The sequence below is a fragment of the Oscillospiraceae bacterium genome (assembly GCA_025757985.1).
In the GTDB taxonomy this organism is placed as follows: domain Bacteria; phylum Bacillota; class Clostridia; order Oscillospirales; family Ruminococcaceae; genus Gemmiger.
This window is the reverse complement of record CP107210.1, coordinates 279381-301952: the sequence shown is the minus strand read 5'-3', so window position 1 is coordinate 301952 and position 22572 is coordinate 279381. Positions and strand designations below refer to the sequence as shown.

Below are 22572 nucleotides of genomic sequence, written 5' to 3'. Positions count from 1 at the left end.
GATGTTTTGCAATATTCCGGGAATGAGCCAGCCGAAAGATGCCACGGCACCGGCTACCGAAATGGACAAGTTGGCCGCCAAACTGACCGAGATGGGCATTCAGTTTGAAGATCGCCAGATATGCTTTACCATAGGTCGCCAGATTGCCGTCTACGAAAAAGGTCGCAAGGTGTGGGATGCTGTTTGCAGCCCGTTTCACTACGGCGGCCAGTGCGGACTGCTGGAGGTCATGGGTGTCATCGTGGACGGAAAACGCGAGAACGGCGAGGTGAAAGGCTGGCAGACCGCTGATGATGTCATCCAGATGGTGAAGGCGTACAAATGCAATAAGATGGTGGAGGAGCGATGATATATGAACGAGGATAAAAGCCCTAAAGTTTGTCCGCTGCTGAAGCAGCATTGTCTTGAATCAAGCTGCGCGTGGTATATGCAGGGCTGCCGCCGCTGCGCTCTGCTGGTGCTGGGTGAGGCTGGCGAAATCGCCACCACCACGGCCATCATCATCCCAAAATGAATGCGCCCTGCCGAGACTGCCCGGAGCGATGCATCGGCTGCCGGCGCAACTGCCGCCGCTGGAAAGCCTATCAGCTGACGCTGAAGATTATCAAGGTACGGGCAAAAAAGCACTGTTACCTTGACCCGATGCCCGATTCCCGGACGAACGAAGTCAAAAACCGCACGAAAAAATACAAAGGCTTCAGCCAGTGAGGTGAATGTGATGCTGACACTCCCCATCAAAAGAAAGTGGTTCGACATGATCTGCCGGGGCGAAAAACGCGAGGAATACCGTGAGCCTACGGACTACTGGAAAGAAAGGCTTTTCCGCGCTCGCGGCAGGGCACCCGAAAATGAAATACCGGACCCGTTTCATCTGAAAATATTCCCTATCCAAATCCGCGCGGGCTATCGGCAGGACAGCCCTACGGCGTGTCTCATGGTGACGATTCAATTCGGAAAATACGGTGTGCCGGAATGGGGTGCTGACCCGGGCAAAGAGTATATCATTATCAGAATTCTAAGCGTCGAAGATATTCATAATTGGAAAGCGAGTGAAACTGATGGAAGATAAACGAATTGCTGCGCAGAAACGCGCGGCAGAGTATAACCGCAAGATGATTGGCCAGCTGTACCGGCACTTCAAGGGTGACTTCTACCGGGTCCTGTTTGTGGCAGTACACAGTGAGACAGCAGAACTGCTGGTCATTTATTGCAAGCCAGAAGACACAACCAAGGTGTGGGCTCGACCTCTGGCGATGTTCCTTTCCCCGGTGGACACCAAAAAATATCCGGACGCAAAGCAGAAAATGCGCTTTGCACTGGTACGGGAGGTGAAATAGATGGTATTCTATAAATGTGATATTTGCGGCTGCGCGGTGCAGCATCCGCAGATCCTGCCGGCCGTCATTATGGACCGGGATAGCGCCTTGTACGAGGGCCGCGAAACCGTGGATGTCTGCCCGAAGTGCATGGCCGCTATATGTCAGGCGGTCAGCGAACTGCAAGAAGTTGCCGAGGGTGCGCAATGCTTGTCGTGACCGTGCTGGTGGACGGCGGAGATCAAGAAGCGCTGGGCGCCAAGGAGGCTATATGCAACCTGTTGGAGCGGTTCGGCAGTGTCCGGGCCTACAAGGTGCGCGAGGTCAAAAAGCCGCCTGCAGAACAGACCGAGCAGCTTAGCTTCACCGCCAAGAAAACATGATTTGGGAGGAAACCATGACTTTGCAGGAATTGAGCGAACACTACCAGCTGCGGGCACAGCTGGAAAAGGACGAGGATATACTGTACAACCTGCGCATGGCTGCTATCCCATCGGCCCACCCACTGGATGGTATGCCCCGCGCCCCCGGCGTGAGCGATAAGGTCGGCGCACTTGCCATCGCTATTGTGGACATGGAGGAGCGCATTGCCTATCTGAAAGAGCAGATCGCCCAGCAGGAAGGAAAAATCTCGGCGTGGATATCGACCATTGAAAACGACCAGACGCGGCAGATATTCCGCATGAGGTTCATTGGCTGCCTGACATGGGCCGAAGTTGCACAGGTCATCGGCGGGCGGAATACCGAGAACGGCGTGAAGTCGGTGTGTTACCGATACTTAGGAGCTTCTCCCGATGGTTGCGGCGGTGAGTAGCCCTGCGCTGCTTGCAACTGCGCTTAAAGGATGATATTGTTATACTCGTAAAATTCAATCAAGAACCAAGGCGACCACCCGTCAAACGGTGGCCGCCAATTTTTATGCAAGGAGGTCGATGTTTGCAGACCGTCCGGCGCTTCTCCTTTACGCCGGGTGTTGGTGATGTCCCCGACACGAATAGCGGGAACATCATCCGAGGCAGTTCGCCATGCTTCGGAGACAAGCAAAGGAGAAATACCTCATGTATCAGAAAATCAGAAATAAATTCCGGGAAAGACCGACCCTGTTCTATGCCTGCTCCATCGTGGCATCGTGGGCGGGTGTCGGCTCTTTGATGAACTTTCGCACCATTGCACTGAACTACGGCGCAGTACCGGCTATCATCTGGGCTGTGTTCAACTCGCTGGCCTGTATCCTGTTCGGCCTGTTCGTTGACCGCGTTCCGTCCATCAGACGCATCATGCAGAGCAAAGTCATGTTCTACTTCATCGGTCTGCTGACGCTGTTCCAGACATGGACGCAGATGTCGGGCATCTATGAGATCTTCGGAGACACACCAATAGGCACAAGCGGCGGTATGGTTATCGTGTATATAACCTGCGCCGTTTTTCTTATCATGCTGCTGAAAGACGGCATGATCCGCAACGTGCTTTCCGATGGGTTCTCGTGGGTGGTCGTGTATGGGCTGCTGGGCGTTGTGGTTGTTGCCGCGCTGATTTACACACGCGGCGCGTTTGCCAGCATTGATATGGGCACAAATGCTGCCGGTATCAAGGCGGGCGTTTACAACGGTCTGCTCCTGCTTCCCGGCCCGTTTGCCTGTCCGTATTACTACTCGCTGTACGAATACAACGACAGCAACGCAGACGGCACACGCCGCAGCAACATCAAAATGTCCTTTGTCTGGGCGGGGCTGATGTTCGGCATTTACATGGTGCTGGCAGCGCTGCTGACATGGGTTCAGTTCAGCCCCGTGCTGAACGTGATGAAAGCCATCCTGATCACGGTCATTGCGATTTCCTCTTTGTCCACCTATCTGTATTGCGAATATCTGGTATTTGGTAAAAAAATCGGTTTCGCGCTGGATGTCTTTACGGTTGCATCATGGCAGATTCTTATTCCGCTGGGCGTTATGGGAATCTGGCAGCTCATGAGCACCATCCGCATCTATGTGGTGCTGGTTGCTGTCGTGATTTCAATCGCGGTGAATCTCACCTCCGACAAAAAGGAGGCTGCGCAATGAAAATCACAGTAAAGAAGCTGGCCGACCTGCGCAAGCCTGCGCACAATATCCGCCGCCACTCCGACAAGCAGATCACCGAGTATATCCGCAGCATTGAAATGTTCGGACAAATTAAACCGCTGGTCGTGGACGAGCTCGGAGAAATCATCGCGGGCAACGGCCTATTTGAAGCCCTGACCCGCATGGGCCGCGAAACCTGTGACTGCTATGTTGTGACCGGGCTGACCGATGTGCAGAAGAAAAAGCTGATGATGGCCGACAACAAGGTCTATGAACTTGGCTTTACCGACACTGATGCCATCGAGCAGCTTGTGAAGGAACTGGACGGCGACACGGATGTGCCCGGTTGGGATGCAGACCTCTTGAAGATGCTTGATTCCACCATCGAAGAGGCTGACGAGATCGTGAACGATTACGGCTCGTTCCCCGACACCGAAGTGGCGAACATGAATCGCCGCCCGGTGGAGGAACACATTCCGTATGCGGACACACCCAGCTATCCTGTGACCCCGCCCTCAGACGAAACACAGTCTGCACCTGCTCAGCCCGCCGCGCAGCCGCCCGCTGCCGTCTCCGCCGATACAGGGGTATCGACATATACCCCGCAGGACAGTCCCGCACAGCCGCCCCAGAGCGGCGATGACGGGCGCAGATATATCATCTGCCCGAAGTGTGGTGAGCGGATATGCCTATAAAAGTGGTTGAGGGCAGCATGAATGTGCTGGACGCGGCCATAACCCGCGTGCGGAATGTGTTCAAGAACGACTGCAAAATCTATCTTAGCTTTTCCTCCGGCAAAGACAGTCTGTGCATGGCAAGCATCGTCTATGACCTGATCCGCGCCGGCGAGATTGACGGTACAAAGCTGACGGTGACCTTTATTGACGAGGAGGGCTTGTATCCCTCCATGGTCGAAGCGGCACACCGCTGGCGGCGCAACTTCCTGTCTGCCGGCGCAAAATTCCTGTGGTTTTGTCTGCCGTTCAAGCAGGTGTCGGTCATCGACCATCTTTCGAGCTCGGAATCATGGATAACATGGGAGCCTGGCAAGGAAGATGTCTGGATGCGCAAGCCGCCAGACTTTGCCATCATGTACAGTCCATATCTGCACTACCCCGGAGAAATGAACTATCAGACATTCTGCGGAAAAGCGTTTGCTGACGGCATCCAACTTGTCGGCCTGCGCACAGCAGAAAGCCTGACCCGCCTAAAGTGCATTGCCAACGCCAAAATGGAGCGCATTGTGCGCGGCGGGAAATTTTACCCTATCTACGATTGGCGTGATTCCGATGTTTGGCTTTACATCAAGCAGCGGGATCTTGAATTTCCTGAAATCTATATGCGGCTATACGAGGCCGGCGTCAGAAAGAACGCCTTGCGCCTGTGCGCTTTCTTCGGAGATTGCAGCACACAGGGTTTGCGCTGGGTAGCTGAAACAGATGCCGACCTGTGGGATAGAATCCAGAAACGCGAGCCGAACGCCTACCTTGTACTGCTGTACTGGGATAGCGAAATGTTCCGCCGCTCTACCAAGAAGCGCCGTGACCTTGAAGCCGGCACCGAGAAAAAGGACTACAAAGCCCTGTGCAAAGACATCCTGTTCCTGCACCCGGAGAAATACACCATCGCCAAGGACACAAAAGCCCACCTTGATATGTGGCGCGGAATGTTTATCAAAACCTACGGCATCGCCATGGACAAGCACTACAAGACCATGTACGAGGGCCTGCTTTACGGCGACCCTAAAATGCGTGTGCTGCGAATCCTTTGGACGGAAATCTACAACGACCACAATATGATGATCAAGGAGGCCCAACGTGGAAAACAACAGCATTGATTTATTCGCACCGTTGGCATCCCTGCAATGGGTGGACCGCGACAAGCTCCATGCCAACGACTACAACCCCAACAAAGTAAGCGAGGAAAACCTCAAACTGCTGGTACAATCCATCCTCACCAACGGCTGGACGCTGCCTATTGTGGTGCGGCCTGACTACACCATCATAGACGGATTCCACCGCTGGACAGTATCGGGCCGCGAACCCCTGCGCACAAAGCTGGGCGGCAAAGTACCCTGCGTTATTGTGGACCATCACGGAGACGAGAGCGCGGATGTGTACGGCACTATCACTCACAACCGTGCGCGTGGTACGCACCTGCTGGAGCCCATGAAAGCCATCGTAAAGAAGCTGATGGACGAGGGTAAGACCGTGGAAGAGATCGGCAAGCAGCTGGGCATGAAGCCCGAAGAGGTGTTCCGCCTGTCTGGCTTTACCCGGGATGAGTTCTTGGAGCTTATGACGAAAGATCACCCAGTTTACTCCAAGGCGCGGGTCATCCGCAGCGTGTGAGTTGCGCGTAAGTTGTTCGCACGAAAATCGCACGGCGTGTGATCTGTGTAAGCGAGCGTGCGTTTTGCCGCGTGTTTTTTGCGCGATTCTCGCTCATTTCTGGATGGCTGGACCATCAAGCGGCAGCCTGGCTGGGCAAAAGGTACTGTGAAACCCCGACCCCGACCTGAGCGGGGCCGACGAGCCCAAAAGGCGCTTAGTTAGTGGGGTGATTTTTGGGGATTTCGCTACGGTTTGTAATACGATTTTTACTGATTTTATCCACTTTGTACACGCGGAAAGGAGTTGATTTTGAGATGGCTGCGAGAGAAAAAGTTGCGGACAAAAATGTTGCCACGACTGAGCTTGCCGCTGTGCTTGGAATCAGCGCCAGACGAGTGCAGCAGCTGGCCCAGGACGGCATATTGGACACCGTAGAGCGCGGAAAATTTGAGCTCGGCGCGGCGGTGCAGGCCTATATCCGTTTTCTTGGGCGGGATGCCATGACCGAGGAGGATAAAAAGCTGGAAAGCGCGAAGCGCAAGGCCGAGGCCACGCTGAAGCTGTCAAAAGCAAAAATCGCAAAGGCACAGGCGGACGAACTGTCCGGCCAGATGCACCGCAGCGAGGATGTGGCCGCCATGACCGCCGACCTTATCTATACGATACGCGGTGCGCTGATGGCTTTTCCGGGCCGCGTGGCGATTGATGCCGCCGCCATAACGGACGCCGCTGAAGAAGCCGAGTACCTGCGCAAAGAGGTCAATATCCTGTGCGCCCAGCTGGCGCAGTACCGCTATGACCCGAAAGCCTATGAGGCACGGGTGCGGGAGCGGATGGCTTGGGGCGAGAAAGACCACGAGGATGACGATGAGTAGCGCCGCCGACATCAAGAGGCTGAACGCCGTACTTGCCAAGGTGCTGGACGGCATGAAGCCCCCGGAGGATGTGACCGTTACCGAGTGGGCTGAAAAGCACCGCAAGCTGTCCAGTGAATCCAGCGCCGAGGTCGGCACATGGCGCACGAGCCGCACCCCATACCTGCGAGAACCGATGAACGCCTTTTGCGACCCGAAAATCCACCACCTTGTGATGGTGGCCGCCTCGCAGGTCGGCAAATCCGAACTGATGAACAACTGCATGGGTTACATCATCGACTGTGACCCCGGCAGCATCCTGTTTATCCAGCCCACGACTGTGGATGCCAAGGAGTACAGTAAACTGCGCATAGCCCCCATGATACGCGACTGCCCGACACTGCGGCGGCGAGTGGCTGACCCCAAGAGCCGCGACAGCTCCAACACGATTTTGCAAAAAAGCTACCCCGGCGGCATCCTGACGATGTGCGGATCTACCGAGGCCCACGCGCTGGCATCGAAGCCTATACGGTATGTGTTCGGTGACGAACGAGACCGCTGGGCGGCCAGCGCAGGCATCGAAGGTGACCCGTGGGGGCTGGCTATGGCCCGACAGACCACATTCTACAATGCCAAGGCTGTTGAGGTTTCGACCCCCACCGTCAAGGGCTCCAGCGTTATCGCAAAAAGCTATGCCAAAGGCACTATGGAGCGCTGGATGAGCCGCTGTCCGCATTGCAGGGAGTACCACGAAATCCAGTGGGAAGACATACGCTATGAATCCGAAACAGGTATCGTGAACAATGAGAAAACCTACAAGGTCGGAAATGTCTGGTATGTCTGCCCCGGATGCGGGTGCATCAGTGATGAATATACCATGAAACGCGCTCCGGCCAAGTGGGTTGCGGACAACCCTGCCGCCTACGACAACGGCATCCGCAGCTTTTGGCTGAATGCCTTTGTGAGCCAGTGGGCCACATGGAAGTCTATCGTGCTGAAATTCCTTGAAGCCATTGGCGATACAGCCAAGATGCAGGTCGTGTACAACACCTGTTTTGGCAAGCTGTGGGAAAACCGCGGCGACATACAGGACGAGGATACGCTGCTGGGCCGCCGTGAGGAGTACGAGGCCGAGCTGCCCGATGGCGTGCTTGTACTGACTGCCGGCATTGACACGCAGGATGACCGTATGGAGTACGAAATCAAAGGCAACGGCCACTTCAACGAGACATGGGGCATCGAAAAAGGCATTGTGATGGGGCGACCCGATGACGATGCCACGTGGGAGCAGTTGGACAATCTGGTCTTTAACCGCTATTTTCAGTTCAAAGACGGAATCAAGCTGCGCGTTTCAATGTCCTTCGTTGATGAAGGCGGCCATTTTACCCAAGAGGTGCGCCAGCGCTGCCGGGAACGCATAGGCCGCAAGGTGTTCTGCATCAAAGGCTTTGCAGGCCCGGACAGGCCCTACACCGGGCCGCCCAAGCAGGTTAAAATCGTGGTGAACGGCACCCATGTGGGCACCTGCTGGCAGTACCAGATCGGCGTTGATGCCGGAAAGCAAATCATTATGGATAATCTGCGAGTCGGCACGGTTGGGCCGAAATACTGCCATTTCCCGAAGCGGGATGACTACGGCATCGGCTATTTCAACGGCCTGCTGTCGGAGCATCTTGTGTACAAAAAGGACAAGCGCCAGCCATGGCAATGGGAGAAAATTCCCGGCCACGAGCGAAACGAGGCGCTGGACTGCTGCAACTATGCAATGGCGGCCTTCAAGGCGCTGCCGTGCGACCTTGACGGCATTGACCGGGCACTGAAACGCGCCCGCGGCGTGGCGGTTGATGCACCTGCCGCGCTGGAAGTACCGCAAACCAAAAGCCCGCAGCCGAAACGGCGCGGGCTTTCCAAATACTATGATGAATGGTGAGGGTCATTATGGACAGAACGATGATTGAAAAGCGGCTGAAATTCCACACCGAAAGGCTGGACAATCTGTATGATGCCTACAATGCGCTGGTAAACAGCCGCGCAAAAAGCTACCGGCTGGATGACCGCGAACTCACCAGATTCGACCTTGACACGCTCAGCGATGAAATTGAAGATGCCGAGCGGAAAGTCGAGGAACTGACCGCGCTGCTGAACGGCCAGAGCGCCCGCAAGGCGTTCGGCGTGATCCCGCGCGATTGGTGACACCCTACTTTGGGTACTGGCCGCTCCCCAAGCTATAACGGCGGCCTTTACCGCGGGCGATGGTTTCTTTCACTACTCCTTTTCTTTTCCGTCTGCCCGCTTAGTTTGAAAATTACGGAGGCGATTGTACTTGAGCAACATGAGAAAGCCCAGCGCACCGCAGGCAAGCGGATACAGCAACGCCGGCGGCAGCCTTACACGGCGGGCCACGCGCAGTTTTAGGCCCGACAGCAATTCGCCGAGCCAAGATATAAACCAGAATAGCGCCACACTGCGCCAGCGCAGCCGCATGCTGTATATGAGCAGCCCAATTGCGGCAAGCGCCATCAACACGAACCGCACCAAGGTTGTGGGCACCGGCCTGACGCTGAAAACGGCCATTGACCGCGATGTGCTGGGACTGACCCCGGAAACAGCCAAAAAGTGGCAGAGCCAGACGGAGGCCGAGTTCCGATTGTGGGCGGAGAACCGCCGCAACTGTGACGCGCTGGGCATGAACAACTTTTACGGATTGCAGCAGCTGGCCTTGAAAAGCTGGCTGATGAGCGGTGATGTGTTCGCCCTTATCAAGCGGGCGCAGCAAGCCACAAAGCTGAACCCCTACACGCTGCGGCTGCATCTGGTGGAGGCTGACCGCGTCAGCACCCCGGACACCTGCGGCGATGTCATGAACCGTTGGGCAAACATCACCGAGGGCAAGAACACCAACAACGGCAACAAAATCTATGACGGCGTGGAGGTAGACGGCAGCGGCCTTGCCGTGGCCTACTGGGTGCGCAACACCTACCCCCGCGAGATTTCGCAGGAGCAAACCAAGTGGCAGCGCATTGAGGCCGTGGGCAGGCAGACTGGCCTGCCGAACATCCTGCACATCATGGACAGCGAGCGCCCGGACCAGTACCGCGGCGTGCCGTATCTGGCCCCGGTCATTGAAATGCTGCTCCAGCTGCGGCGCTACACGGAATCCGAATTGATGGCCGCACTGGTGCAGAGCTTCTTTACCGCGTGGATCGTGACCGATACCGACAAGACCGCTATCCCCACCAATGAGGCGGGCGGCGGCGATATTGCCGGTGTGCCTGTTGAAAACCCCGACACCGACAACATCAGCCACAGCGACAATGAGTACGAGATGGGGCCCGGTCAGGTTTATCACCTCGGCCCGGACGAGGATATCAAGTTTGGCAGCCCCAATGTACCGACAGCCGGGTTTGATACATTCGTAAAAACCATGTGCAAGATGGTGGGCAGCGGCCTTGAACAGCCCTACGAGGTGCTGCTGAAAGAGTTCAACAGCAATTATTCCGCCAGCCGCGGCGCCCTGCTGGAAGCGTGGGAGGCGTACAAGATGCGCCGGGTCTGGCTGGTGGACGGCTTTTGCCAGCCGGTGTATGAACTCTGGTTGGCCGAGGCCGTAGCCCGCGGGCGTATCAAAGCGCCGGGCTTTTTTGATGACCCGTTGCTCCGCGCTGCATGGTGCGGGGCGCGGTGGATCGGCCCTGTGCAGGGTACGCTTGACCCCAAGAAAGAGGTCGAGGCAGCTATCCTGCAAGTACATCATGGTTTCCGCACCCATGAGCAGGTTGCCCGCGAACTGGGCGGCGGTGACTGGGAGGAAAATGTTGAGCAGTTGAAGCGTGAGAATGAAATGCTGAAAGCTGCCGGCGTAGAAAAAGTGGAAGAAACCACCAAAAGCATGATTGAAGGAGGAGACGAAGATGGCGAAGGCCAGCAAAATCCCGGTGGCGGTGATGAATAACCTGCCCGCCGCCGTGAGCATCCAGCGCCCGTGCTACGCTATGGCAACCACGGACGGCCAGAGCGCCGATATTACCATGTACGGCGAGATTGTCGAGGAACAGCCCGTGGACTGGGGGACGGGTGAACCCATCCCCGGCCAGTACATCATTGAGAGCGAATTTCTGGACGATCTGAACAGAATTTCCGGGTGCGACAATATTACCATCCACATGGACAGCTTGGGCGGCAATGCCGGGGTATCTATCCTGGTCCACAACAAGCTGCGGGATTTGGCTGCCAAAGGTGCAAAGCTGACCTGCATTGTGGATGGTGTTGCCATGAGCGGCGGCAGCCTTATCATGTGCGCCTGCGACACGGTCAAAGTGAATCCCTCAAGCCTTGTGATGATCCACAAGTGTTGGTCGTTCATCTGGGGCGCGTACAATGCCGAGGATCTGCGCAAGGCCGCCGATGTCAACGATGCCTGGGATAAGAGCCAGGTCTCCATCTATAGGCGCAAGACCGGGCTCTCCGAGACAGTGCTGCTGCACATGATGGCAGACACTACCTACATGACCGGCAAAGAGGCCGTGGAGAAAGGCTTTGCCGATGAACTGCTGGACGATGCCGAGCCGCTGGAGATTTCCGCCAGCGCCGACAGCCAGACGATTTCCTGCAATGGCCACGCGCTGCGGCTGATGCCCGGCGTGAAGCTGCCCGACAATATCCCTTTGGCAAAAGCGCCCGCCCCCGTGGCGCCCGCTGCTGCAAATACAAAAACGGCGGTAGAACCCGCCAACACCAACGAAGGAGGACAAACCCCTATGGCAAACGAAACCAATGGTGCCCAGACCCCCGCGCCCGCCGTGGAGAACCCGCAGGCCGCAGTCGATGCCGCCGTAAGCGCTGAACGCCACCGGCTGGAAGAAATCGACCAGATCGCAGGCCTGTTCAACGCCGAGATGGTCCACGAGGCCAAGTATGGCGCAACCGCCTGTGATGCCCGTGAACTGGCGTTCCGTGCAGCGAAGCAGGCCACCCAGCAGGGCCGCGATTTCCTGACCGCGCTGGGCATTGACAACCAGCAGAGCGGCACCCAGAGCGTGAGCGCTGTACCCGGCGAAAGCGCCGAGGGCAGCCCGGAGGGCACCCCCGCCGAGCTGACCCCTGCCGAGAAGATGGCAGCAGCCCGCCAGAGCGTGAAAGCGCTGCTGCACCCCGAAACCAACAAGGAGGGCAAGAACAATGGCTGAAAAGGAACTGAGCAAGAAGCTGGGCGAGGTCGAGGTTGACGGCCTCGTGACCGCCATCGACCCGCACATCGTCATTGGTGCGGGTGTGATCCGCAAGGCATCCAGCGGCACCCTGAAGCTGACCCGTGGCACGGTGCTGGCAAAGTCTACCGGCACTGCCGGTGACAACAAGCTGGTCGTGCTGGGCACCGCCGCCAGCGGTGATACCGAGACGCTGACCGCCAACTGCATCCTGTGCGATGATGTGGAGGTCGGCACCGCCGCAGATGCCACCGTGGCCGTGTATTTGGCTGGCTGTTTCAATCCCGACAAGCTGACGATGGCCTCCAGCTACACCATGAAAGAGGCCGACAAGGATGCCCTGCGCGATGCGGGCATTGTCTTTAAGGCTGCATCGCCGATGTAAAGGAGGACACAACAATGCCTGCAATTTCTTTGAATATGCTGGAAACCTACACCCTGATGGCTATTGGTGAGGAGATCGTACCCCGCGCCAATTTCTTCCGTGACCGCTATTTCCCGACCGATGCCGGTGACCTGTTTGCCAGCGACAAGGTTCTGACCGAGTACCGCAAGGGCGACCGCAAGATGGCCTCTTTCGTGTCCCCGCGCGTTGGTGATATCCCGATGGACCGCCGCGGCTACGAAATCCACGAGTACCAGCCCGCATTCATCGCGCCCAGCCGCCCGCTGACCGCCGATGAACTGAACAAGCGCGGCTTCGGTGAAGCACTGTACAGCCAGAGTACCCAGGCCCAGCGCGCTGCTCGTCTGTTGCAGGATGACTTGCGCGACATGGATCTGCGCATTGAGCGCCGCGAGGAGTGGATGTGCGCTAAGACCATGATCGACAACGGCTGCACGATGCAGGAGTATCTGGATGACAAGACCAAGGGCGATACCCTGATCGTGAAGTTCTACGATACCGCCACCGAACACAAGTACACACCCGCCAAGAAGTGGAACGCCGCCGGTGCTACCTACGCCGACTTCAAGAATGATGTCATCGCTGCCTGCCGTCTGCTGACCCGCCGCGGTCTGCCCGCTGAGGATATGCTGATTGGTGCTGATGTGAACAGCTGGCTCCAGTCTAATGCCGAGTTCCAGAAGCTGCTGGACCGCAACAGTGGCATCCTCACCGGCACGGTGAACGAGCAGCTGACCCGCTATCCCGGCGTGACCTATATCGGGCGCTTCAACTTCGGCGGACACAATCTGGATCTGTTCTGTGTGGACGAGGAGTACGAGGACGAGAACGGCCAGAGTGCCAAGTTCTTCCCTGCAACCAGCGTGGAGATCACCGCCCCCAGCTGCGGCCATCTGATGTACGGCAAGATTACCCAGATGGACTACGGCCAGACCGACTTTACCTCCTATGTGGCAAAGCGCGTTCCCAAGCTGATTGTGGACCAGCCGAACGACCGGCGTAAGCTGCGCTATGCCTGCCGCCCGCTGGCCGCCCCGAAGAACTACACCCCGTGGATTTACATGGAGAGCGTCATCGACTAAGCCGGAAGGAGTACGCCATGAAAGTGAGAATCATCTGCGGCAGCTACGGTTACCGCACCAAGTACGGCGTGAAGCCTGTAATGCTGGGCGAAACCTGCGAGGTTGACGGCATGGAGGCGGGCCGCCTGGTTGGGCTGGGCATTGCCGAAATCGTGGACGCACCCGCCTCGCCGTCTGCCGCCGCCCCTGCACAGGCTGCCGCCGAGCAGGAATATAACGATACCCCCGCCGAGGAGAACGCCACAGAAAAGCCCGCAGCCGCCCATCTGGTGCCCGAAGACCTTGCCGACATGACCGTTGCCAATCTGAAGAAGATGGCCGCCGACATGGGCATTGACACCAAGGCGCTGAAGACCAAGGACGCGCTGATTCAGGCAATCTGCGCCGAGGAGGTTTACCCCGGCGAACCTATGGACGGCCCCGATCTGGGCGCTGAAGCGCCCGTGGTGTGAGCGGGTTCCGTGACGCTGTGCAGGATGACCTGCATGGCGTTTTTTTGAACCTTGACGAGTTTGCCGAGCGCCACACGGTCATTTATGACGGCGAAACCTACGAGGATATCCCGGTAGTTATCACCGGGCTGCACGAGCGTGACCGCCGACAGCTGCAGAGCGACCATGCGCAGGGGCTGTACCTTGTGAGCCGCGTTATGCACTGCGCACTTGATGATCTGGGCGGCAATCAACCCGAAAAAGGCTGCCGTATCCGCATCAACGAGCGCGAGGGCGGCAGCTTTTTCCATGATTACTATGTGGCATCGTCCATCTGCGAGATGGGGATGCTGCGCGTAGAACTGGAGGATGTGGACGAATGAGCGTTTCTACCGCGTCCAACGGCGCTATCAACATCTACCTTACAGGCGGTGCGTTGGACAGGGCCGAGAAGATGCTGGCGGGTATACCCGGCGGCACCGAAAAGGCCGTGAAAAGCGCCATGAGCCGTGCTGTGAGCAATATGCGCAGTGGCTATGTCAAGGAAGTCCAGAAAAAATACGACATCAGCAGTGCCAACCTGCGGACCGACAAGAACATCAAATGCCGCTATTCCTACGCAAGCGGCAGCGTGACCGCTACCGTGACCTTTGCCGGGAAGAAAATTCCCTTGTATCGCTACAACGGAACGACCCCCAAGATTCCGAAATACGATACGAGCCGCCGTGTGCCTGTCGTTATCAAAAACGAGACGAAAATGGCGCACCCCGGCATCACGGCGCGGGCGCACATTTTCAAGGATACATCGCCGTACCTCATTGATGAGAGCTTTGTTGCTACGATGAAAAATACTCACACGGGCATTTTTGAACGTGACGGCACAACAATGGGAAACGGCGGCGATGGCATCACCGAGAAGATGGGCCTTTCCATCCCGCAGATGGTCGGAAACGAGGAAGTCCGCGAGAACATCGCCGATGAAGCGTGGAAGAAGTTCGATGAACGCCTTGACCATGAGATCATGGCGCTGATGAACGGCTGGAGGTAATGTAAATGACTACGCTGATTCTGTTGGACAGGCTGACAGAGTTTACCCGCGATGCGGTGAAGGATCTGCTGCTGCCTGCTCGTCAGCAGGAAAACGATGCCGAAGCCCCTGCCATGAGGGCGGCGGAGGTGTATAAAATGCGGCTGCCCGATTCCGGCAGTGCCAAGAAGAAAGCGCCGTACATCATCCACCAAGTCGTGACCACAAACGACTTGCAGCCGCAGGGCGAACGAATCCACGCCACGGCCAAGCTGCGCACGGTGTTCTGTGTGTACAGCCCCAACGAGGAAGAAGGCTCGTTGATGCTTTTGAACCTTATGGAGCGGCTGCGCATTGCGCTGCTGAAGCAGGTCGTCATCGGCCACCAGTTTACGCTGGACACCACGGCGGGGCTGGAACGGCTGATGTATCTGGATGACACAGCGCCCTACTACATCGGAGAGATGGCGACAGAATGGATCCTGCCGCCTGTCCAGAGGGAGGTAAGCCCATGGGAACCAAACCCCAGACCATGACCGTTGAGGATGCGTTCTGCGTCTATCTTGGCCCGACCATTGTGGGGGTCATCCAGTACGGAACCATCTACATGGGCAGCAAGGAACAGGCTTTGAAAACCGCCACTGCTGCCATTGAGAAGTACCCGTTGATAGCGCGGCTGATCGTGACGAGCAAGACGCTTGCCCAAGACCGCATCAAAATCAAAACACCGGGCAATCTGCTGTACGAAACGCGGCGGCAGCTGACCCGGAAATTTTAAGGAGGAAAACCTATGCCTACGAAACATGGCGTGTATACCACGCAGGCCGCTACCGGCGTGAGCACCCCGTCCGTTGCTGACAGCGGCATCCCGTTTGTTGTCGGCGCGGCCCCGGTGCAGTCTGCCGACAATTATTCTGCCGCAGCGCTGGGCCTGCCCGTGCTTTGCACCAGCTTTGCCGAAGCAAAAGCGGCGCTGGGGTATAGTGACGATTTTGCCAGCTATGACCTGTGCGAAGTGATGTATACCCACTTCCAGCTGTTCGGCTGTCAGCCCGTCATCCTGTGCAATATGCTGAACCCCGCCACGATGAAAGCAACTGTGACTGCTGCCGACATCAACCTGACCGACCACAAAGCGCTGCTGCCCATTGATGCCATCAATGATGCTTCGCTGGTCGTAAAGCCCAGCACCAGCGGCAGCGCACTGACCAAGGGCACCGACTACGAGGCCTACTACAGCGGGGAGAACCTTGTCGTTGAGGCCATCGAGGGCGGCAGCGCCTATTCTGCCGCCAAGCTGAACATCGCCTACAACAAGGTGGATATCAGCAAGGTCACCAAGACCGTTGTTGCCGGTGGCTTTGCTGCGGTTGACAGCTGCATGAGCACCGTGGGCACCGTGCCCGACCTGCTGCTTGCCCCGAAGTACAGCAGCGAGAGCGAGGTTGCCGCCGTGATGGCAACCAAGGCGGGCGGCATCAACGGTATGTTCGGCGCTAAGGCGCTGGTCGATCTGGATACCGCCACCGCGAACAGCTACACTGCCGCTGTGTCCACCAAGGCCGACAAGGGCATGACCGATGCCAACGAGATCGTGTGCTGGCCCATGGCTATGCTGGGTGACCGCAAGCTGCACATGAGCTGCATTGTGGCTGGCCGCATGGCTGCCACCGACACCGACAATGCCGGTGTGCCCTACGAGAGCCCGTCCAACAAGGACGCAAAAATCGACGGCCTGTGCCTTGCCGACGGTACCGCCGTGGTGCTGACCTTTGAGCAGGCCAACGCACTGAACGGCGGCGGCATCGTGACTGCGCTTAACTTCATGGGAGCGTGGAAAGTCTGGGGCAACTACACCGGATGCTATCCGTCCAGCACCGACCCCAAGGACATGTTTATCCCGTGTGGGCGTATGTTCGCCTATGTGCAGAACACCATCATCCGCACCTGCTGGCAGTTCCTTGACAAGCCCATGAACCGCCGCCTGCTGGATACCATCACCGACACGGTGAATATCTGGCTGAACGGCCTTGTGGGCAGCGGCTACCTGCTGGGCGCCCGCGTGGAGATCAGTGAGGACGAGAACCCCGTGACCCAGCTGATGGCGGGCATCATCAAGATTCATGTCTACATGACCCCGGCTAGCCCGGCACAGGAAATCGACTTCGTTCTGGAGTATGATTCCAGCTATGTGACCAGCGCTCTGGCCGCGTAAAGGAGGAATAAACAATGCCGAGAGTAGATCAGTCTACCATCAACTGGGCCGTCTATGAGGACAACACCGAGTACGCCGGCATGGCACAGGCCACGCTGCCGAACCTTACCGCGCTGACCCAGAGCATCAGCGGTGCGGGCATCGCGGGCAATGTCGATGCAGTCATTCTGGGCCACTTTGATGCCATGAGCATGACGCTGAACTACCGCACTATGACCGAGCAGGCTGTACGCCTGAGCGAGCCCCGCCGCCACAACATCGACCTGCGCTATGCTGTGCAGGATGAAGACCCTGTTGCGGCTGCTGTGCAGATTCGCGCCATCAAGCATATTCTGGTGGTTATCCCTAAGACGCACACCCCCGGTACTGTTGCCCCGGCTACCCCGGAGAACGGTACCGGCGAGTTCGCCGTGCGTTACTGGGCCACCTATATTGACGGCAAGAAAGTCCGCGAGATCGACCCGCTGAACTTTATCTGCCTGATCGATGGCACCGACTACCTGGCCGATGTCCGCAAGGCCCTGGGCAAGTAATTTGCCCGGTAAGATCCGCTGACCCTGCCTGTAATTGCGCGACAGATGGCTCACACATTTATGACAACACCCCATGCTGGTCAGCAAATTACAGGCAAGTTAGATATGCCCGGAGAGAAGCCCTCTCCGGGCATTTTTTTGAAGAATGAAAGGAGTTTGGCAAATGAGCGCCATTGACAACAAGCAGCTGAAAGCTGCACAGGCCGAGGCGGCAACCGCCACCGATACTTATACCCATGTGTTCAAGAAACCGTTCACCTATGAGGACAAGACCTACGAACAGCTGACGCTTGATTTCGGCAGCTTGACGGGGCGCGACTTCATGGCGATTGACCGTGAGGTGCGCGAGCGCGAAGGGCGTGTGCCCATTGTGCCGGTGTACGACACCAGTTTCCTGATGCGCATGGTCTGCCGCGCCAGCAAGGAGAAAATCGACTATGACACGATTGTTGCTGCGCCGTTTGCAGAGTTCAACGCGATCCGCGATAAGGCGCGCAGTTTTTTGCTGCGCACGGAGATGTAATAGACCGGGACTGCCTGTGGCTGCGTAAGCAGTGCATGATGCTGGCCCGGAACTGTTGCACCCCCGTGGATTACTGGCTGTCAATGACACTGGCCGAGTTGCAGGTCTGGATTGATGCCAACAACGGCCTGTTTGACAAGGACAATGCCAAACAATAACCCATAAAGGAGGCTGCCGTGGCAAGCCGTAAAGAATACGAAATGCTATTCCAGTTGGATGCAAAGCTCGGCAGCAGCTATACATCCACATTTTCCAAAGCAAAGAGCGGCCCCAGCGAACTGCAAAAGGAAATCCGCAGTTTGCAGAGTGTGCAGGCTGACATATCGGCCTACACCAAGCAGCAGGCCGCCGTTGAAAAGACCCAAGCCAAGCTGGACAATCTGAACAAGCAGTATCAGTTGCTACAGCAGGAAATCAAGGAGACCAGCGGCCCGACCACTTCCCTTGAACGCGAGAGCGCCAAGCTGGAGCAGCGCATTGGTGACACAAGCAATGCACTGGCGGCCCAAAAGGAAAAGCTGGGCGCGACTGCCAAATCGCTGAATGAGGCAGGCGTCGGCACGGACAATCTGGGCGCAAAAAGCCAAGATCTTGCTGATAAGCTGAACACCCTGCGGGCCAAGGAAGAAGCCGCAGCCGAGAGTGCCGAGGAATACGGCGATAAGGGCACGAGCTCCATCGAAGCCGTATCGCAGGCATTTGCTGCCGCAAAAGTCTATGAAGCCCTTGAACAGATCAAGGATGCGTACATGGACTGCATCAACTCTGCCGGTGACTTTGAAGCGTCCATGAGCAACGTGGAGGCGTTGAGCGGTGCCAGCGGCGACCAGCTGCAGGCCCTGACCGACAAGGCCAAGGAGATGGGCGCGACCACCAAATTCACTGCCGGTGAATCGGCAGATGCACTGTCCTACATGGCGTTGGCCGGGTGGGATACCCAATCGATGCTGCAAGGCATCAGCCCCGTCATGGAGTTGGCCGCTGCTGCCAACATGGATCTGGCATCGGCCTCCGACATCGTGACCGACTACCTGACCGCATTCGGCCTGACGGCATCCGACACCACGCATTTTGTGGATGTGATGGCCTATGCCATGAGTCACTCCAACACCAATGTGGAGCAGCTGGGCGAAGCCTACAAGGCATGCGCCGCAACTGCAAAATCCATGGGCTACTCCGTAGAGGAAACCACGGCTGTGCTGGCTACGATGGCGAACGCCGGTGTCAAGGGCGGCGAGGCCGGTACGGCTCTGAACGCCATTATGACCCGCCTTGCCACCAACACCAAGGGTTGCGCCGATGAGCTGAAAAAGTACGGCGTAAGTATCTATGATTCGCAGGGCAACATGAACAGCCTGTCGGACATTCTGACAGGTTTGTCTGCCGTGTGGGACAACCTGACAGACCAAGAGCAGGCCAACCTTGCGAAAACCATTGCCGGCACGAACCAGTATTCCAAGCTGCAAACGATTATGGCCGGGTGCAGCGAACAGGCAGCCAAGGGCGGCCAGAGCTTCAGTGACTACGCTTCTGCACTTGAAAACTGCTCCGGCACTGCCGGGAAGATGGCCGGCACGATGCTGGACAATCTGAACGGCAAAATGACGCTGTTTGAATCTGCCGCAGACGGCTTGAAAATTTCTGTTGGTGAGCAGCTGACCCCTGCCATGAGCGACTTGTACGAAGTGGGCGCAGATGTGCTTTCCGGCATGACCGAGTTTGTCAACGACAATCCCGGCGTAGTAAAGGGCATAACAACCACCGTTGCCGTACTCGGTACGGCGGCTGCTGGTATCGCCGGTGTGACAGCGGCCGTCAACCTTGCCAGCGCGGCGGCTGCTGCCTTTACGGCAGTGACGAGTGTTGCCCTTGGTCCGGTTGCGCTTGCTGTTGCCGGTGTTGCCGCAGTGACCGGTGCTTTCGTGGCTGTTACGAGTGCCGCAGATGCTGCGGTTGAGGCATCCGGTGACTGGCCGCCCGCGCTGGACGAGATCACCACCGCCGCCAACGGTGTGACCAACGCGCTGGACGATGCCAACGCCACCATGCAGGCCAGCGCCGAAACTACAATGGCGACTGCCGGCACGGCGGATCTGTACATCACCAAGCTGGAAGAAATGGGCGACTATGCCAAGCTGAGCGCCGATGACCAGCAGGAATACCGCAATGTGCTGACGCTGCTGTGTGACCTGATTCCCGATCTGGCCGGGTATATTGATACCACCACCGGCAAGATACAGGGCGGCACCACAGCGCTGCGCGGATATGCCAAGGCATGGCAGGACAGCGCCAAGGCGCAGGCCTACCAAGAGTTCATGTCCGATGTGTCGCAGCAGTACAACGATGTCACCAAGGAGCTGTACCAGAACCAGCTGAAGCTGACCGAGGCACAGACCAAGGGCGAAGCCGCCAGCAAGGGCATGGACGAGACCTATCAAAAGCTGCTGTCCACCCTGGGCATGACGGATGACGAATTCCAGAAAACCTACGGCAGCGTGAGTGCCATTGCGGGTGTTCACCTTGACCCCGAGATCGCTGACGAGGTTATGGACCTGCGCGACAGCTACGAGGAATATTCCAACCAGCAGCTGGAGGCCGCCGAAAACGAAAAGGTCTACCAGCAGGCCGTTGACGATGGCATCACCAAACAGGGCGAGGCCCAGCAGGCCATTGAAGACGCGCAGACCGCCTACGAGAATCTGGAGGCCGCCCAGTCCGGGGCCACAAGCTCTGCATCCGAGGGCGCGGCTGAGCTCGGACAGGCCATCAGCGATGTGACAGGCGAAGCCCAAAAGCTGGTTGAAGCCTACAACACCGCCTATGATGCTGCCGAGAAATCCATCGGCGGCCAGTACGAGATTTGGGATAAGGCATCCAGCGTAAGCGCCACCAGCGTGGACACACTGAACAAAAACCTTGAAAGCCAGACCACCTACTGGCAGGACTATAACACCAACCTTGATGCCCTGCGCGAAAAAGCCGGGAGCATAGAGGGCTTGAGTGATATGGTAGCCGGCTTCGCCGATGGCAGTAAGGAATCTGTGGACGCTATCGCCGGTATGGCCCAGGCGGCCCAGGATGGCGGCGGCAAGCTGGAAACGATGGTGAAGAACTGGCAGGATCTGCAGCAGGCACAGAAAGATGCCAGCGGTGCGCTTGCCGATTTGACCACAGATTTCAGCGACAAAATGGATGAACTGGCTCAAAAGGCCGGTGACACCGTAGATGAACTGGACATGAGTGCCGAGGCTGCAAAAAACGGCAAGGCCACGGTGCAGGCATTCATCGACAGTGCATCCAATATGCTGCCCGATGTGCAGACCGCCTATGCGAAGATTGGCACGGCTGCGGCCAATGCCCTGCAAAGCAAGCTGGACAAAGCCAACACCAGCGGACGCGTCCAGAAAACCGGCGCACAGGCCACAGGTACGCGCAATGCCGAACCCGGCTGGACGCTGGTTGGCGAGTACGGGCCGGAAATCGTCTACATGCAGGGCGGCGAGGGCGTTCTGAATGCCGCCCAGACCAAGGATGTGCTGCCCGCACTGGATGACCGCTACACCGATACCCGCGCTGAGAATGCCGAAGCGCCTGCCCCGAAAGAAACGGCGCAGGCTGCCGAGAGCGCCGCCGTCAACCCCCACGAGGGCATACGGAACGACACCAGAGCAGCCCAGACCCCTGCCACAACCGCGCGAGTGATGCCACAGACGGCTGATGGGCCCGCAGAGGCGGTCTCCGCGCCAGCCGTGAACCAACCCAAGGTAGACATACCCCAAGAGGTCGAGGCGGCGCAGGAACCTGTCTCCGCCGCCGTGGCAACCGATGTACCTGACACTGTGAGCGCGGCTGAACCATTTTCGGGAATTCCCGAAAATGGTATGCAGTACGCCGAGACTGTGCAGGCAGAGGACGCCTACCCGGCAAGTGCTGCCCAGCCCGCCGCTGAGGCGGCTGCTTTTGCCCCTGCCGAGGCTGATAAGGTAGACATACCACTTGATGGGCAAACGCCCGAAAACGGCTTGTCTGCCGCCGAGATGAACCATGCCGCTGAAGCTGACGCAATGCTGGCCGACTATACCGCTGTTATCAGCCCGCGGGCCGTGGATGCGATGGGCAGCTTTGCCGCCCAGAACGCCAAGCCAGCCGCCGAGGCGGTACAGGCTGAGAGCGCCAAAAGCAGCACCACAACCCAGTTGCAGCCCATGAGCCTTTCGCCGGTATTCCAGATCAGCGGCATGCAGGACAGCCAGCAGCTGCGCAGCGCACTGAACCAGAGCGTTGAGGATATGCGCCAGATGATACTGGATGTTGTGCAGAGCGCCAGAGATGACGAGGAAAGGATGAATTTCAGCTAATGACCTATACGACTGTACAGGGCGATATGTGGGATTCCATCGCCTATAAAATCTTTGGCAATGTAGCTGCCACCGACCAGCTGATGGCGCTGAACCAGCAGTATCTGCACACCTACATTTTCCCGGCAGGGGTCGTACTGACCCTGCCCGAAGCCAAAACGGAAAGCGAGCAGCCGACCGGAATGGTGCCGTGGAAGAAGGTGGACGCATGAGCGTTTTAAGCCCGC

Annotated in this window: 30 protein-coding genes; 29 read left to right on the top strand and 1 reads right to left on the bottom strand. The window is 57.6% G+C overall.

Features of this window, described 5'->3' with window-relative positions; translation table 11 throughout:
* Position 1 precedes the first annotated feature (1 nt).
* The 15 genes from OGM67_01480 to OGM67_01410 all read left to right on the top strand — a co-directional run bounded on the left by OGM67_01480 (position 2) and on the right by OGM67_01410 (position 8756).
* Complete coding sequence (locus OGM67_01480) at positions 2-349, top strand: hypothetical protein (protein ID UYJ35039.1); 348 nt, start codon at positions 2-4, stop codon at positions 347-349.
* 3 nt (positions 350-352) lie between these two features.
* Positions 353-514, top strand: a complete 162-nt coding sequence (locus OGM67_01475; GenBank protein UYJ35038.1) for a hypothetical protein — start codon at positions 353-355, stop codon at positions 512-514.
* Positions 511-708, top strand: coding sequence for a hypothetical protein (locus OGM67_01470; protein UYJ35037.1), 198 nt, complete (start codon positions 511-513; stop codon positions 706-708). The genes OGM67_01475 and OGM67_01470 overlap by 4 nt, the downstream gene beginning before the upstream one ends.
* A 10-nt stretch (positions 709-718) precedes the next feature.
* Positions 719-1069, top strand: a complete 351-nt coding sequence (locus OGM67_01465; protein UYJ36175.1) for an ASCH domain-containing protein — start codon at positions 719-721, stop codon at positions 1067-1069.
* On the top strand, positions 1059-1337 hold the full coding sequence (locus OGM67_01460) for a DUF1653 domain-containing protein (GenBank protein ID UYJ35036.1): 279 nt from the start codon (positions 1059-1061) through the stop codon (positions 1335-1337). Before OGM67_01465 ends, OGM67_01460 begins: the two co-directional genes overlap by 11 nt.
* The gene (locus OGM67_01455; protein ID UYJ35035.1) at positions 1338-1535 is read left to right on the top strand and encodes a hypothetical protein; all 198 of its coding nucleotides are present in this window, start codon (positions 1338-1340) and stop codon (positions 1533-1535) included.
* Positions 1523-1699 (top strand): hypothetical protein, encoded by a 177-nt coding sequence (locus OGM67_01450; protein ID UYJ35034.1) that lies wholly within the window; start codon positions 1523-1525, stop codon positions 1697-1699. Before OGM67_01455 ends, OGM67_01450 begins: the two co-directional genes overlap by 13 nt.
* A 14-nt stretch (positions 1700-1713) precedes the next feature.
* Positions 1714-2130, top strand: coding sequence for a hypothetical protein (locus OGM67_01445; GenBank protein UYJ35033.1), 417 nt, complete (start codon positions 1714-1716; stop codon positions 2128-2130).
* A gap of 244 nt (positions 2131-2374) precedes the next feature.
* Positions 2375-3376 (top strand): hypothetical protein, encoded by a 1002-nt coding sequence (locus OGM67_01440; protein UYJ35032.1) that lies wholly within the window; start codon positions 2375-2377, stop codon positions 3374-3376.
* Entirely contained in the window at positions 3373-4071 is a 699-nt protein-coding gene (locus OGM67_01435) for a ParB/Srx family N-terminal domain-containing protein (GenBank protein ID UYJ35031.1), read from the top strand. Before OGM67_01440 ends, OGM67_01435 begins: the two co-directional genes overlap by 4 nt.
* The gene (locus OGM67_01430) at positions 4062-5213 is read left to right on the top strand and encodes a phosphoadenosine phosphosulfate reductase family protein (GenBank protein ID UYJ35030.1); all 1152 of its coding nucleotides are present in this window, start codon (positions 4062-4064) and stop codon (positions 5211-5213) included. Before OGM67_01435 ends, OGM67_01430 begins: the two co-directional genes overlap by 10 nt.
* The gene (locus tag OGM67_01425; protein ID UYJ35029.1) at positions 5194-5727 is read left to right on the top strand and encodes a ParB N-terminal domain-containing protein; all 534 of its coding nucleotides are present in this window, start codon (positions 5194-5196) and stop codon (positions 5725-5727) included. The genes OGM67_01430 and OGM67_01425 overlap by 20 nt, the downstream gene beginning before the upstream one ends.
* Positions 5728-6023: 296 nt before the next feature.
* Entirely contained in the window at positions 6024-6584 is a 561-nt protein-coding gene (locus tag OGM67_01420; protein UYJ35028.1) for a hypothetical protein, read from the top strand.
* Positions 6571-8493, top strand: coding sequence for a phage terminase large subunit family protein (locus tag OGM67_01415; GenBank protein UYJ35027.1), 1923 nt, complete (start codon positions 6571-6573; stop codon positions 8491-8493). The genes OGM67_01420 and OGM67_01415 overlap by 14 nt, the downstream gene beginning before the upstream one ends.
* 8 nt (positions 8494-8501) lie before the next feature.
* The gene (locus OGM67_01410; GenBank protein ID UYJ35026.1) at positions 8502-8756 is read left to right on the top strand and encodes a hypothetical protein; all 255 of its coding nucleotides are present in this window, start codon (positions 8502-8504) and stop codon (positions 8754-8756) included.
* Positions 8757-8828: 72 nt separating this feature from the next.
* On the opposite strand, the gene OGM67_01405 is transcribed toward OGM67_01410, so the two are convergent.
* Positions 8829-9047 carry a hypothetical protein gene (locus OGM67_01405; protein ID UYJ36244.1) on the bottom strand — a complete coding sequence of 73 codons (219 nt, stop codon included), beginning with the start codon at positions 9045-9047 and terminating at the stop codon, positions 8829-8831.
* Here OGM67_01405 and OGM67_01400 point away from each other — a divergent pair.
* The 14 genes from OGM67_01400 to OGM67_01335 all read left to right on the top strand — a co-directional run bounded on the left by OGM67_01400 (position 9007) and on the right by OGM67_01335 (position 22557).
* Positions 9007-10515 carry a phage portal protein gene (locus OGM67_01400; protein UYJ36174.1) on the top strand — a complete coding sequence of 503 codons (1509 nt, stop codon included), beginning with the start codon at positions 9007-9009 and terminating at the stop codon, positions 10513-10515. The two genes, OGM67_01405 and OGM67_01400, sit on opposite strands and share 41 nt — an antisense overlap.
* Positions 10475-11749, top strand: coding sequence for a Clp protease ClpP (locus tag OGM67_01395; GenBank protein UYJ35025.1), 1275 nt, complete (start codon positions 10475-10477; stop codon positions 11747-11749). Before OGM67_01400 ends, OGM67_01395 begins: the two co-directional genes overlap by 41 nt.
* Entirely contained in the window at positions 11742-12155 is a 414-nt protein-coding gene (locus tag OGM67_01390) for a head decoration protein (GenBank protein ID UYJ35024.1), read from the top strand. Before OGM67_01395 ends, OGM67_01390 begins: the two co-directional genes overlap by 8 nt.
* 14 nt (positions 12156-12169) lie before the next feature.
* Positions 12170-13258 (top strand): major capsid protein, encoded by a 1089-nt coding sequence (locus OGM67_01385; GenBank protein ID UYJ35023.1) that lies wholly within the window; start codon positions 12170-12172, stop codon positions 13256-13258.
* A gap of 17 nt (positions 13259-13275) precedes the next feature.
* On the top strand, positions 13276-13710 hold the full coding sequence (locus OGM67_01380; protein ID UYJ35022.1) for a hypothetical protein: 435 nt from the start codon (positions 13276-13278) through the stop codon (positions 13708-13710).
* Entirely contained in the window at positions 13707-14072 is a 366-nt protein-coding gene (locus OGM67_01375; GenBank protein UYJ35021.1) for a hypothetical protein, read from the top strand. Before OGM67_01380 ends, OGM67_01375 begins: the two co-directional genes overlap by 4 nt.
* The gene (locus OGM67_01370; GenBank protein UYJ35020.1) at positions 14069-14737 is read left to right on the top strand and encodes a hypothetical protein; all 669 of its coding nucleotides are present in this window, start codon (positions 14069-14071) and stop codon (positions 14735-14737) included. The genes OGM67_01375 and OGM67_01370 overlap by 4 nt, the downstream gene beginning before the upstream one ends.
* 5 nt (positions 14738-14742) lie before the next feature.
* The gene (locus tag OGM67_01365; GenBank protein UYJ35019.1) at positions 14743-15252 is read left to right on the top strand and encodes a hypothetical protein; all 510 of its coding nucleotides are present in this window, start codon (positions 14743-14745) and stop codon (positions 15250-15252) included.
* Positions 15228-15494 carry a hypothetical protein gene (locus OGM67_01360; protein UYJ35018.1) on the top strand — a complete coding sequence of 89 codons (267 nt, stop codon included), beginning with the start codon at positions 15228-15230 and terminating at the stop codon, positions 15492-15494. Before OGM67_01365 ends, OGM67_01360 begins: the two co-directional genes overlap by 25 nt.
* 12 nt (positions 15495-15506) lie before the next feature.
* A complete protein-coding gene (locus OGM67_01355; GenBank protein ID UYJ35017.1) occupies positions 15507-16931 on the top strand; it encodes a phage tail protein in 1425 nt (474 codons plus the stop codon).
* A 14-nt stretch (positions 16932-16945) separates the two neighbouring features.
* Entirely contained in the window at positions 16946-17464 is a 519-nt protein-coding gene (locus tag OGM67_01350) for a phage major tail tube protein (protein UYJ35016.1), read from the top strand.
* A gap of 163 nt (positions 17465-17627) precedes the next feature.
* Complete coding sequence (locus OGM67_01345; protein UYJ35015.1) at positions 17628-17987, top strand: hypothetical protein; 360 nt, start codon at positions 17628-17630, stop codon at positions 17985-17987.
* A 176-nt stretch (positions 17988-18163) separates the two neighbouring features.
* Positions 18164-22345 carry a phage tail tape measure protein gene (locus OGM67_01340; protein ID UYJ35014.1) on the top strand — a complete coding sequence of 1394 codons (4182 nt, stop codon included), beginning with the start codon at positions 18164-18166 and terminating at the stop codon, positions 22343-22345.
* On the top strand, positions 22345-22557 hold the full coding sequence (locus OGM67_01335) for a tail protein X (protein UYJ35013.1): 213 nt from the start codon (positions 22345-22347) through the stop codon (positions 22555-22557). The genes OGM67_01340 and OGM67_01335 overlap by 1 nt, the downstream gene beginning before the upstream one ends.
* Positions 22558-22572: the final 15 nt, after the last annotated feature.